Raw genomic sequence first — 13,219 nt, 5'->3', positions numbered from 1 at the left:
AAGGCTTCCCATGAGTGAAGATGCACAAGACGTCGTATTGATCGTTGAAGATGACCCCTCGATCCTGATGGTGCTGGTCGCCTATCTGTCGGGTGAGGGCTATCGGGTTTTGCAGGCTGTAGATGGCGAGCAGGCTTTCGAAATTCTCGCGAGCAAACCGCACCTGGATATGATGATCACCGATTACCGTCTGCCCGGTGGCATCTCCGGGGTACAGATTGCGGAACCTGCGGTGAAGCTGCGACCTGAACTCAAGGTGATTTTCATCAGCGGTTACCCGCAGGAAATTCGTGAGTCCGGCAGCCCGATCGCGCAAAAGGCGCCGATCCTGGCCAAGCCGTTCGATCTGGACGAATTGCAGGGCTTGATGCACGAAATGCTTTCGTAAGCCCCACGCAATACCCCGAGCAGCCGAAGGTTCGGGCCGCGTTCGGACGCAGTCCTCGCAAATCCTGCATACGCGGTTTACCTGTACGAACGTGTTACCTGACTTTACGACTGCTTCGCCCGAGCGCGGACCGAGCCGAACGCAGCCTCGCAAGCTCGACAGCTGCTACGGGCGCGGCCCTTGATCGTTCCCACGCTCCCGCGTGGGAATGCAGCCCGTGACGCTCCGCGTCACTGGACGCGGAGCGTCCCTAGAGGCATTCCCACGCAGAGCGTGGGAACGATCAGTGCTTTCGTAAGCCCTACGGCGCATCTATCGAACCTGGTGGTCTTTTATAGTCCCTGCTGCAACGCCGGGTCATCCGGATTCATCTGCTCAAGCTGTGCCAGCAGCACCTGAACATTCTGCAGCTGGCCACTTTCCTTCCAGTAGTTGATCAACGTTACCCGCGCCTTGCGATCGGCCGGGTGACGCTGAACGATTTCTTGAAGCTGCTTTTGTGCGGCTTCGAGTTCTTCCTGGCCGTGCAACGTGGTGGCCAGGTCGTAGCGGTATTCCTTGTTGTCGGGCGCAAGTTCCACTGCTTTTGAAAGGCCGAGCAAGGCAAACTCGCTTTGCCCGTGATGCAGTAGCCATAGCCCCAAGGCATGTTGCAGATAGGCGGAGTCAGGTTGGGCCTTCAACTGCCTGGCAAGCATTTGTTGGGCAGCATCGGCCTGGCCCTGTTTATCCAGGACCTCGATCTGCATCACCAGCGCCGGCAAGTTGCCCGGGTCCAGGCGCAAGGTCTGATCGAGCGCTTGTTGTGCTTCTTTCAATTGGGCGTTGTGCAGGTGCAGGCGAGCCAGTTGGTATTGGGTCTCGGCGCTTTCAGACTGACTGTTAAGCGAGTGCTCGTATTCATCGATGACCTGCTGCAAAGGGCCGAAGTACAACCCCAGATCATCCGGCGAAAGCCCCAGCAACGCGTTCGCGGTGGCAAAACGCACGACTTGCTCGTGGTCGTCGAGCAATGGCCCGAGCAACAGACTGCGTTGGCCATTGGGCACCAGCCCGACGATGCTTTTGATCGCCGCCTGGCGAACCTCGACCACAGGGCTTTGCAGGTCGGCGTCTGCCAGTTTCAGTGCCTGCGGGCTCGGGTAATTCGCCAGTTCGGCATGCAACAGGACACGGCGCGTGTCCGACAAGTCCGGACGTGCCAACTGCTGATAGAGCACTCGCGCCGCACCGGGTTGGCCGTTGCGGGCCTTTTCCATGGCGTCGTGATAGCCCTGCTTGATCGCGGGGGGCACTTCTGGCGTCGTACTGCGCAGAGAAAACCAGGCAATGCCGACGGCAAACAGGACAAGCAGGCTGATGTACAGGTAGCGGCGAGGCATGGGCATGCAGGAATCCGGAATCTGACAGTGTTTGCAAAGCTGCCAGCATCGGTCAGCTGGCGCTGCGAGTCAAACCCGGGACGTGGTTAAACGCATACTTGATGGGCTCAAGTCGAGCCGAAACCTCTCACGTGTCGTCGTAGTGACTACGCTTGCTGGAGATGCCCCGACGAGTGTTGTCATGCAAGCGTTGCTGCAGTACTTCAAGGCGATCCTCCACCCCGGCCCCGGGGTGTTGCTGTTTGCCTTGAGAACGATCACCGCCGGGTTGCTGACACTGTACCTGGCGTTTCTGTTTGATCTCGACCAGCCCAAATGGTCGATCATGGCCGTGGTCATCGTCAGCCAGCCCCTGGCCGGCATGACGCTTGCCCGCAGTTTTGGCCAGGTCATCGGCACCACGCTGGGCGCGGCCGTGGCGGTGGTGATCATGGCGATCTTCCCCCAGGCGCCGGTGCCTTTCGTGATGACGTTGTCCCTGTGGCTGGCACTGTGCACCGCCGGTGGCACCTTGTTGCGCTACACCAGTTCTCAGGCGTTTGTGCTCAGCGGCTATACGGCGGTGGTGGTAGGGCTGTTGGCGGTCCCTGATCAGGACGGTACCTTTCTGCTGGCCGTGACCCGCGTGACCGAGACGTTGCTGGCGGTTGCCTGCGTCTGTGTGGTCAGCCTGCTGACCGCGCGTCCGGAGGCCGTGGCCAAGGATTACTTTGCCAGGATCGATCAGGTGATCAAGCTGCTGGCGACCCATGCCAGCGCCGTCATTCGAACCGAGGAAAGCGAGGCCGACTTCCACCGTCGGCAAATGCAGCTGCTTGGGCAGATCAGCGCGCTGGAGGGGGTACGCCGGCATTTGTATTACGACGCGCCGCGTTTGCGCAGTGCCGACGACCTGGTGCAATTGCTCGGCAATCAACTGCTGTTGCTGACTGCGCGGCTCACCGCATTGCGCCATCAGCGCGAGCTGTTGCTCGAGCGCTGGGAAGGCGAGATACCTGGCGAAATCCAGCATTTGCTAAACGAAGAGTTGGCCTTTCTCGATGAACTGGCCCGGCAGGGGCGCGCGCTGTCCAGCGAGCAGCGGCACCAGTTTGCGGCGTTGCAACAGCGTTTCGATGCACTGGCCTACCGTTCGGAGCAACTGACCGAGCCCTTGAAGGCTACCTTGCGCTCGCTATCGTGGTCACTGCGTTGGGAACAGGCGCGAATGCTGCAGCAGCTTGAAACGATTCTGGAGTTGAGCGACGCGATCCAGAGCGGACGCAAGGCCAGTAGCGTTTTTCGCGGTCAGGCCAATCCGCTGCACCTGGATTTCACCCTGGCGACGATGAACGCCATCCGCGCGTTCTGCGCACTGATGTTGGCTGGTCTGATATGGATCGAAACCGGTTGGGACGGCGCTCGGGGCGGGATGATTGTGGCGGGGATCCTCTGCTCGTTGATGGCGACGTTTCCGCGGCCGTTGTTGGCTGCCCAGAGCTATGCCCGGGGCTTGGGGCTGGCGGTGGTGGTGTCGGCGCTGCTTGAGTTTGCGCTGGTGCCGATGATCAGTAACTTCGAACTGTTGGCCCTGTTGCTGGCGCCATTGCTGTATGCCGTCGCGGTGGGGTTGTCCAGTCCGCCGACCACGGGTACGGGGATCGGTCTGGGATTGTCGACGTTTCTGTTATTGGGCCCGCAGAACACCGGGCTGGGGCAGAACACCGCGATCCAGTGGTTTGAATTTGCTGGCGCTTACACTTGCGCCACCGTTCTGGCGTTGAGTGTGTATGCCTTGATCTTCCCCTTCAGGCCTGTTCTGCGTATTCGCCGGCTGCACCAGGAAAATTGCGAGCAGGTCTATGCATTACTGAAAACCCCGGCCACCGATGAAAACCAGTTTGCCTTCGAGAGTCGTCTGGTCGACCGTCTGACCACGATGCTGGGACTGTTGCCAGCCATCCAGGACAAGCCGGCGCGCGACCTGTTCGAGGTCAGCCTCGGCTGCCTGGCCCTGGGCATTGCCTTGAACCAGCTCAGGCAGCAGGGGCAGAACAACGTGCTACTGGGCCCGCAGACGCAAACCCGGTTGTTCGCCACCGTTCGGGAAACCGGGCGGCTGGTCGCCGGTCGGCCGAACATCGAAGTGAATCGCGTGATCGACAGCCTGCACGGCTTGGGTGATGAACTGGACGCGCTGCACTCCAGCGTCCATGAACACCTGTGGTCAGTGTTTCGCATGCGCGTGGCGTTGTTGATCGTGGTGTCGTTCCTGGAGCGCCACCGTGGTCACTTTGAGCCTGTCACCTTGCAAGGAGTACCTGCGCTTGACCATTGATCTGGAAATAGGTGGTGTCTATCTGCCGCCGATTGCCCAGGCGCTGCTGCTGGGCTTGCCGATTTTCCTGGTGCTGGACTGGATCCTGCGGCGCCTCGGCGTGTTGCAGTTCGTCTGGCATGAAGCCTTGTTCGAAGGCGCGTTGTACGCCTGTGTGTGCGCGGTGTTGATTCTGGTGATGGGAGCCTGATGCCTTGAAGAAGATCCTTGCCCAACTCTCGACTCTGGCGGTGGTCGTGCTGGCTCTTGTACTCGGCTGGTTTGCCTGGGAGCACTACACCCGCGCCCCCTGGACCCGGGACGCAAGGGTGCGTGCCGATGTGGTGACCTTGTCCGCCGATGTTGCGGGACGCATCGTGCGCCTGGGTGTGCAAGATAACCAGCATGTGGAGAAGGGACAGTTGCTGCTGGAAATCGATCCCTCGCGTTACGCCCTGGCGGTGGAACATGCCAAGCGTTCGGTGGAAGTGGCGAAGGCCTCGCTCGGTCAATCACAAGCCACCATCGTTGCCAGCCAGGCGCTGCTCAAGCAGCGTCAAAGCGAGGAGCTGCGTCGACGGACCCTCAAGGAACGCATGGCGGTCTCTGGCGAGGAGTGGGAAAAATCCAGCACCGAGGTGTCGGTGGCCCAGGCCGATTTGCTGCGCAACCAGGCCAACCTGGGTTTTGCCCAGGCCAATGTGCAACTGGCCATCGCCGCATTGGCCGAGGCTGAACACGATCTGGAGCGCACCCGGGTCGAATCGCCGGTCAGTGGCTACGTCACCAATCTGCTGACCCGGCAGGGCGATTACGCGACAGCGGGCGGTCCGCTGGTGGCGCTGGTGGACAGCGATTCGTTTTATGTCAGCGGCTACTTCGAAGAAACCAAACTGCCGCGAATCGCAGAGGGTGACCGGGTCGACATCGAACTGATGAGTGGCGAACGTTTTGGCGGCACCGTGCAAAGCATCGCCTTCGCTATTGCTGACCGGGAAAACCTGCCCGGCGGCCGTTTGCTGGCCAACATCAACCCGAGCTACACCTGGGTCAAACTGGCGCAGCGGGTGCCGGTACGGATTCAGATCGACGCCGACTACGCCGGCAAAAACACGCTGCGCGCCGGGACCACGGCTACGGTGACTGTCCAGGAAACCCGCAAATCCGACGATCACCGCTAACACGGGGGGGATTGTGGGGAGTCACCAAAGTTTGCAGGCAAAAAAAAGCCCCGCGACCGAATGAGGCACGGGGCAAAGAAATTGGTTGGTTGCGGCCAACCAAAGGAGCTCTTGAAAAGGGGTTATCTGCTGGCGACCGTCTCGGGTTGCCAGCCACCGCCGAGGGCCTTGTAGATGGCGACGATGCCACGGTAAAGATCGACCTCGGCCTGCGCCTGGGAGTCCTCGGCTGCCAGGCGCTCACGTTGTGCGTCGAGCAGCACCAGGAAATCCACGGTGCCTTCGCGGTAGCGAATTTGCGCGAGGTCGGCCGCGGCACGGCTCGACTCACTCTGACGAATCAGCGAGATCAGGCGTTGCTGGCGTTTACCGTAATCGGAGAAAGCGTTCTCCGACTCTTCCAGCGCTAACAACACTTGCTGCTCGTAGGTCGCCAGGGCGCCTTCGGCGTTAGCATCGGCTGCCCGCAAGCGAGCGCGGACGCTGCCCAGGTCGAAGGCTGCCCAGGTAATGCTTGGGCTGAGCGCCCAGGCGCTGGCTGCCGACGAGCCGATCTGCGAACCACGCCCGGCGGTGAAACCGAGGAAACCGCTGAGGCTGACCCGTGGAAACAGATCGGCCTTGGCCACGCCGATGCGGGCGGTGGCGGCCGCCAGTTTGCGTTCGGCGCTGCGGATATCCGGGCGGCGTTGCAGCAGTTCACCCGGGTCACCAATCGGCAAGGCCTTGGCAATCGCCGGCAAGTTGGCCGGGCTGAGGTCGACGGTCAGTTTGTCTGGCCGCTCACCCAACAAGGTCGCAATCCGGTTGCGTTGGCGCACCTGCACTTCTTGCAGTTGCGGCACGCTGGCTTCGACAGAAGCGAGGCGGGCATCAGCGCGAACTACATCGAGCTGATCGCCGACGCCGGCATCACGCAGGCTCACGGTGATCTTGCTCGACTCTTGCTGGTTCTGCAGGTTGGCCAGCGCAATTTTCTCCCGCAGTTGCGCACCGCGCAGTTGACCGTAGGCGTCCACCAGTTCGGCAATCATGCTGACTTGCAGTTGGTGCAGATCGGCTTCGGCAACCTGTTGATCGGCATCAGCTGCTTCCAGGTTGCGCTGGATTCGGCCGAACAGGTCGACTTCCCAGGCCATGTCCAGGCCCAGGTCATAGCGTTCGCTGTTGACGCGGTTAGTGGTCTGGCCGGGAATCTGGCCCTTGGCCAAATCGCTGCTGGCACGGCTGGTGACGTTGGGTGTGGTCTGGGTGGCCGCGTCATCACGAAACGCCCGAGATGCCTTCAAGCGGGCATACGCCACCCGCAGATCACGGTTGCCCTGCAACGACTGGGTCACCAACTGATTGAGGACCGGGTCATCGAACTGCTGCCACCAGACACCTTCGAAGCGTGCGCGGTCGAAGTTCTTCTGACCGTTGGCGCCGTCGGTGGCGGCCGTGATGTTGGCCGCCTCCGTAGCTGGGGTCTTGTAGTCCGGGCCGACGGCACAGGCACTCAGGGCCAGTACCAGCAAGCTCGGCAGGAAGACTTTCAGACTCATTGTTGCGCCTCCAGTTTCAGGGCCTTGGCTGCTTTGCGTGCATCGCTGCGCTCCACAAAACGACGGATCAATATGTAGAACACTGGCGTCAGCAACAGACCGAAGAAGGTCACCCCGAGCATCCCGGAGAACACCGCCACACCCATGGCATGACGCATTTCTGCACCGGCACCGCTGGAGAACACCAGAGGCACCACACCCATGATGAAGGCGAAGGAGGTCATCAGGATCGGCCGCAGACGCAGACGGCAGGCTTCCAGTACCGCGCTGAGCGAGTCCATACCTTCCTCTTGCTTGTCCTTGGCGAACTCGACGATCAGGATCGCGTTCTTACAGGCCAGCCCCACCAGTACGATCAAGCCGATCTGGGTGAAGATGTTGTTGTCGCTACCGGAGAGAATCACCCCGGTAATCGCCGACAGCAGGGTCATCGGGACGATCAGGATCACCGCCAGTGGCAGACTCCAGCTCTCGTATTGCGCGGCCAGTACCAGGAACGCCAACAGTACGCAGAGCGGGAACACGAACAACGCGGTGTTGCCGGACAGAATCTGCTGGTAGGTCAGGTCGGTCCACTCGTAGGTCATGCCGTTAGGCAGTTCGTCCTTGAGCAGTTTTTCGATGGCCTGTTGCGCTTGGCCGGAGCTGTAGCCAGGGGCTGCGGCACCGTTGATTTCAGCGGTGATAAAGCCGTTGTAGTGCATCACGCGGTCCGGGCCCGAGGTGTCGCTGACCTTGATGAAGGTCGCCAGCGGGATCATCTCGCCTTTGTTGTTGCGCACTTTCAGCTGGCCGATCTGATCCGGTTCGAGGCGGAACTGTTGCTCAGCCTGAACGTTGACCTGATAGGTGCGACCGAAGCGGTTGAAGTCGTTGGCATACAACGAACCCAGGTAGATCTGCAGGGTGTCGAAGATGTCGCTGACGGCCACGCCGTGGGTCTTGGCTTTTTCACGGTCGATGGCAGCATCGACCTGTGGCACGTTCACGGTATAGCTGGTGAACAGCCCGGCCAGTTCCGGCACGCTGCGGCTCTTGGTGATGATGTTCATGGTTTCTTTGTACAGCTCGTCATACCCCAGGTTGCCCCGGTCTTCGATCTGCAGGCGGAAACCACCGATGGTGCCCAGGCCCTGAACTGGCGGCGGCGGGAAGATCGCCATGTAGGCTTCCTGAATCCCGGCGTATTGGCCATTCAAGGCACCGGCAATCGCACCGGCCGACTGGCTTGGGTCCTTGCGTTGGTCGAACGGTTTCAGGGTGACGAACACGATGCCGGCGTTAGGGCTGTTGGTGAAGCCGTTGATCGACAGGCCAGGGAAGGCCACCGCGCTTTCCACGCCAGGCTGTTTCAGGGCCAGGTCGGACATGCGCTTGATCACGTCTTCAGTGCGGTCCAGGCTCGCCGCGTCCGGCAGTTGGGCGAAAGCCACCAGGTATTGCTTGTCCTGGCCCGGCACGAAACCGGTTGGCGTGTTCGAGAAGCCAAGGAATGTCAGCGCCATCAGGCCGGCGTACAGCAGCAGGGCGATGCCGCTGCTGCGGATTACACGACCCACGGTGCCTACATAGCTATGGCTGGCACGATCAAAGAAGCGGTTGAACGGACGGAACAACCAGCCACCGAAGATCCCGTCGAGGACTTTCGAGAAGCGGTCCTTGGGCGCGTCATGGCTTTTGAGCAACACGGCAGCCAAAGCTGGCGACAGGGTCAGCGAGTTGAAGGCCGAGATCACCGTGGAGATCGCGATGGTCAACGCAAACTGCTTGTAGAACTGCCCGGTCAACCCGGAAATGAAGGCGGCCGGGATAAACACCGCACACAGCACCAGCGCGGTGGCGATGATTGGTCCGGTTACTTCACGCATGGCGCGTTTGGTCGCTTCGACCGGTGTCAGCCCGAGGCCGATATTCCGTTCGACGTTTTCCACCACCACGATGGCGTCGTCGACCACGATACCGATGGCCAATACCAATCCGAACAATGACAACGCGTTCAGCGAGAAGCCGAACAGGTGCATCACGGCGAATGTACCGATCAGCGATACCGGGACCGCCACCAACGGAATGATCGAGGCGCGCCAGGTTTGCAGGAACAGGATCACCACCAGCACCACCAGAATCAGTGCTTCGAACAGCGTGTGCACCACAGCCTCGATGGAACCGCGAACGAAGATCGTCGGGTCATACACGATGCTGAAGTCCATGCCTTCGGGGAAGCTCTTCTTCAACTCGGCCATTTTGGCGCGCACTTCGTTGGAGATCTCGATAGCGTTGGAGCCCGGACGCTGGAAGATCGGGATCGCCACGGCGGGTTGGTTGTTCAGCAGGGAGCGCAAGGCGTACTGGCTGGAGCCGAGTTCGACGCGAGCAATGTCCTTGAGGCGAGTGATTTCACCGTTTTCGCCAGAGCGAATAATGATGTTCTCGAACTCTTCCTCGGAGACCAGGCGACCTTGGGTGTTGACCGAGAGCTGGAACGCGGTGGCGTTCGGCGCAGGCGGCGCACCCAGGGCACCGGCGGCAACCTGACGGTTCTGCTCGCGAATCGCGTTGACCACATCGGTCGCAGTCAGGTTGCGCGAAGCGGTCTTGTTCGGATCGAGCCAGACCCGCAGCGAGTAGTCGCCCATGCCGAACAGTTGCACGTCACCCACGCCGCCCAGCCGCGCCAGCTCATCCTTGATGTTGAGCAAGGCGTAGTTGGACAGGTAGAGCATGTCGTAGCGTTTGTCCGGCGAGGTCAAGTGCACAACCATGGTCAGGTCGGGCGAAGCCTTGTCCACCGTGATGCCGATCCGGGTCACTTCGGCGGGCAGCTTGGGCTCGGAGCGGGTGACGCGGTTCTGTACCTGCACCTGAGCGTTGTCCAGATCGGTGCCCAGCGCAAAGGTGATGGTCAGGGTGATCTTGCCGTCAGCGGTGGACTGCGAGGACATGTACAGCATGTTCTCGACGCCGGTGATGGCTTGCTCCAGCGGAGCAGCCACGGTTTCACCGATGACTTTAGGGTTGGCACCCGGGAAGTTGGCGCGGACCACCACGGTCGGTGGCACGACTTCCGGGTATTCGCTGATCGGTAGCTGGAACAGCGAGATGCTGCCGGCGATCAGGATCAGCAGCGAAAGCACCGCTGCGAAGATCGGCCGTGAAATGAAGAATTGGGAAAAATTCATCGGAGTTGTCGTCCCTTAACCGCGTGGAGTCGCAGCGGCGAGTTTCACAGCCGTACCCGGCGCAACCTTGGCAGGTGCGACTTGGGGCAGGTTGCTGGCTTCAAGCGCTTGGCGTTGTTGAGCGAGGGCCGCGAGGGTTTCCTGGCTGGCCATCGGGATCACTTCAGGCGTCACCGGGGAACCCGGACGCACCCGTTGCAAACCCTTGACGATGATCGTGTCGTCCTTGTTCAGACCGCTGCGCACAATGCGCAAACCTTCGATCTTCGGGCCCAGTTCGACGGCGCGATAAGCCGATTTATTGTCGGCGTCCATCACCAGTACAAACTTTTTACCCAGGTCGGTACCGACGGCTTCGTCGTTGATCAGCACGGCGGAATAGGTCCCGCTGCCCACCAGTTTCAGGCGAGCGTAGAGGCCGGGGGTGTATTCGCCCTTGCTGTTGTCAAACACCGCGCGACCACGGATGGTGCCGGTTTTCGGGTTGACCTGGTTGTCGACGAAGTTCATCTGGCCCAGGTGTGGGTTGCCTTCTTCATTGGACAGGCCAAGGTAAACCGGAGTGGTTTGACCGCGTTGGCCCTGGCGGGCGAGCTGGGTGTACTTGAGGTACACACGCTCATCGGCGTCGAAGTAGGCGTAAATCTTGTCGGTGGAGACCACGCTGGTCAGCGCGGTGACATCGGCGGTGACCAGGTTGCCGGCGGTGATTTCGGCACGGCTGACGCGGCCGCTGATCGGTGCGGTGACGCGGGTGAAACTGAGGTTCAGTTTGGCCAGGTCCAGTTGCGCCTGGATTGCGCCGACAGCGGCTCGGGCTTCTTGGGCGGCGCTGCTGCGCGAGTCGGCCAGTTCTGCGGAAATCGCGTTGCTGGTGCGCAGGCGTTCACCGCGTTGGGCTTCGTTTTCGCTGCGGGTAGCATTGGCTCGGCCCTGGGCAACCAGGGCTTCAAGACGGCGGACCTCAGCCTGGAACGGGCGGGGGTCAATCTGAAACAGCAAATCGCCCTTTTTCACAAGGGCACCTTCGGTGAATGCGACCTCGTCGATCTGGCCAGACACCCGAGGACGAATCTCGACGGTTTCCGGTGCTTCGAGGCGGCCGGTGAAGTCGTCCCATTCGTTGACCGGTTGTTCCAGCACCTTGGCCACGCTGACTTTGGTCGCAGGCATGGCGGCAGCGGTGCCCGGAGTCTTGCCGCAGGCGCTCATCACCAGCAAGGCCAGAACGGCCAAGGGGAAGCGCAAATGTTTGAGTGACTGTTCCATGGATGCATCCGCCAATGTATTGAGATGGACGGATGATGCTCGGCGGGGCTGTATCGCACGAATCGAATGAGGCAAAGGTAACTATCATTCGGAATGATATAAGCGCCGAGTGAGCCCTCTAGCATGGGGCTTTCGTTAGGCGGCTATCAATGTGCCTGATGACAATTCAGTGTTGCGGGGAGTGCAAAGGTCAGGTTGAAAACCGAGCCGCGGTCATCGCGAGCAAGCTCGCTTCTTGCTGTCTATTCGGACGTAGTTAACTTCGGCTACAGGAAAACACCAGGGTCAGGGAATGATTATTTGCCGCAATGGCGCACCTTCAATCTGTACGCTCTATGTCCCTGATAATGCATCCTGCCTTATCCTGGCCAGTGTTTTAAATCCCCCGGCTTGCGGGCACCGACCGTCATTCGATAAGTAAACAGAGTACTTCCTTTTATTGAGTAATGAACTTCCAACTCAGTACATTCACAACCTTGAGAACTGACCTGGCACTTCTCCGGATGACGCATTTTGGTTGTTGCGTGCTGGTAAGATTTTATTCGAATCATTTATGAAGTTACCAATGTTAGAGCGCGCCCTGTTTTGATGCTTGATGCGCCGATATGGGTGGCTTGCAGGTCCGTTGCATGACGGGTCTTCATTTGCGGAATTGATGATATGAAGTTGTTTAGACCGTTGCTTCAGCGGCCTGTGGCGTTGCTATGGGGAGGGCTGGCGCTATCCTCGATCGGCGACGAATTGTTCGCGATCGCTGTCGCCTGGATGGCGGTGCAGATCGCCGGCACCGATGCGAGTTGGCTTAGTGCGTTGCGCGGCGGGGCGGCGCTGGCGGGCGCGTTGCTGGGAGGGATCTGGGCCGAGCGCTGGGACCATCGGCGCACGATGATCGGCGCTGACCTTGCGCGCGCTGGGCTCGCGCTGATTCCGATGCTGGCTTGGGCGTTGGGCATCATGAGCCTGTGGATGCTGGCGGTGCCGGTCATGCTCATGATGATTGTCAACTCTTTGTTCGAACCGGCCTTGCGCGCCAGCCTGCCACGCATTGTCGCGGCGCCGGACCAGTTGCAGGCCGTCAACGCGCTGTTCGACGCGATCATCCGGGTGGCCCGGGTGATCGGGCCGATGCTGGCCGCAGCCATTACCCTGCTGATTCCGCTTGAACATCTGTTTACCCTCAATAGCCTGACTTTCCTGATCTCGGCCTGGGCGGTGATGAAGCTGAGCAAGGCATTGCCTCGCCAACCGGTCAAGGTGACGAGTCGGCGTGCCGCCTTCATCGCCGGTTGGCGCAGCCTGGTCGGTCGTCGGCAGATGCAGGCGGTGTATGTGTGTGCGGGGTTGGGCAACGTCGCCTGGAGCCTGGGCATTTCCATCGGCATGGCGCTGGCCGTGGTCAAGTACGACATCCAGGGTTTCGGTGTACGGGGCTTTGCCGTCTACGGCCTGATCATGGGCGCCTATGGTTGCGGCAACCTGATCTCTATTTTTGTCGTCGGCAACCTGCATATCCGACGCTTGTACGGTGGTTTTACCTTCGGCTCGGTGGTCAACGGCCTGGGCATTGCGACCATCGGTGCGGCGGTGATGTACCTGCCAGCGGAGTACGTCCTGGTCGGGATGATGTTCGGCGCAGGCCTGGCCGCGCTCGGCGGGCCGCTGATCGACATCTCGTTCATTCTGCTGATTCAAACCACGTTCAGGCAAAGCGAGATTGCCGGGTTGGCAAGGTTACGCTATGCCGCGCTGGGGGCCTCCATTCTCATTGCCGGGGCCTGCGGTGCGGCGCTTTATGCCCGGTTCGAAACCGGCATGGTCATCGTCGGTAGCGGGATTTTTGAAGTCATCGTCGGTGCGATTGTGTTGCTCGTTCCCAAGGACAATGAAGCGGTCTATGCGAACACGGGCGAAGAGCCTCTGTTGGATGGCAATGAGGTCACCCGATGAGCGCTTTTCATGAGCATGTGAAAGACCACGCCGATG

9 protein-coding genes are annotated in these 13,219 nt (G+C 60.5%); 5 read left to right on the top strand and 4 right to left on the bottom strand.

The genetic code is table 11. The features are described from left to right. The first annotated feature begins 10 nt into the window (after positions 1 to 10). The gene (locus KRR23_RS19080; RefSeq protein ID WP_216743773.1) at positions 11 to 388 is read left to right on the top strand and encodes a response regulator; all 378 of its coding nucleotides are present in this window, start codon (positions 11 to 13) and stop codon (positions 386 to 388) included. 332 nt (positions 389 to 720) lie between these two features. On the opposite strand, the gene KRR23_RS19075 is transcribed toward KRR23_RS19080, so the two are convergent. Continuing rightward, positions 721 to 1,776 carry a HEAT repeat domain-containing protein gene (locus KRR23_RS19075; RefSeq protein WP_216743772.1) on the bottom strand — a complete coding sequence of 352 codons (1,056 nt, stop codon included), beginning with the start codon at positions 1,774 to 1,776 and terminating at the stop codon, positions 721 to 723. 175 nt (positions 1,777 to 1,951) lie between these two features. Here KRR23_RS19075 and KRR23_RS19070 point away from each other — a divergent pair, with 175 nt between their 5' ends. Genes KRR23_RS19070 through KRR23_RS19060 form a run of 3 tightly spaced genes read left to right on the top strand, consistent with a single transcriptional unit; the run spans position 1,952 to position 5,247 of the window. Next, positions 1,952 to 4,087, top strand: a complete 2,136-nt coding sequence (locus tag KRR23_RS19070; protein ID WP_216743771.1) for an FUSC family protein — start codon at positions 1,952 to 1,954, stop codon at positions 4,085 to 4,087. Then, positions 4,077 to 4,277, top strand: coding sequence for a DUF1656 domain-containing protein (locus KRR23_RS19065; RefSeq protein WP_216743770.1), 201 nt, complete (start codon positions 4,077 to 4,079; stop codon positions 4,275 to 4,277). Before KRR23_RS19070 ends, KRR23_RS19065 begins: the two co-directional genes overlap by 11 nt. A 4-nt stretch (positions 4,278 to 4,281) precedes the next feature. Continuing rightward, the gene (locus KRR23_RS19060) at positions 4,282 to 5,247 is read left to right on the top strand and encodes an HlyD family secretion protein (protein ID WP_216743769.1); all 966 of its coding nucleotides are present in this window, start codon (positions 4,282 to 4,284) and stop codon (positions 5,245 to 5,247) included. Positions 5,248 to 5,369: 122 nt separating this feature from the next. On the opposite strand, the gene KRR23_RS19055 is transcribed toward KRR23_RS19060, so the two are convergent. From KRR23_RS19055 to mexE, 3 genes are read right to left on the bottom strand one after another with little or no spacing between them, the layout of a single operon-like run. Beyond that, complete coding sequence (locus KRR23_RS19055; protein WP_216743768.1) at positions 5,370 to 6,791, bottom strand: efflux transporter outer membrane subunit; 1,422 nt, start codon at positions 6,789 to 6,791, stop codon at positions 5,370 to 5,372. Further along, entirely contained in the window at positions 6,788 to 9,967 is a 3,180-nt protein-coding gene (locus KRR23_RS19050) for an efflux RND transporter permease subunit (RefSeq protein ID WP_216743767.1), read from the bottom strand. The genes KRR23_RS19055 and KRR23_RS19050 overlap by 4 nt, the downstream gene beginning before the upstream one ends. Before the next feature lie 15 nt (positions 9,968 to 9,982). Beyond that, on the bottom strand, positions 9,983 to 11,236 hold the full coding sequence (gene mexE / locus KRR23_RS19045) for a multidrug efflux RND transporter periplasmic adaptor subunit MexE (protein WP_216743766.1): 1,254 nt from the start codon (positions 11,234 to 11,236) through the stop codon (positions 9,983 to 9,985). Positions 11,237 to 11,896: 660 nt separating this feature from the next. Between mexE and KRR23_RS19040 the strand changes: the two genes are divergently transcribed. After that, positions 11,897 to 13,183 carry an MFS transporter gene (locus tag KRR23_RS19040; protein ID WP_216743765.1) on the top strand — a complete coding sequence of 429 codons (1,287 nt, stop codon included), beginning with the start codon at positions 11,897 to 11,899 and terminating at the stop codon, positions 13,181 to 13,183. The last annotated feature ends 36 nt before the right edge of the window (positions 13,184 to 13,219 follow it).

This window comes from Pseudomonas sp. CVAP#3, from assembly GCF_018986375.1.
Taxonomy (GTDB): Bacteria; Pseudomonadota; Gammaproteobacteria; order Pseudomonadales; family Pseudomonadaceae; genus Aquipseudomonas; species Aquipseudomonas helvetica.
Note: the sequence above shows the minus strand (reverse complement) of the source record. Positions and strands in the feature narration are given on the sequence as shown.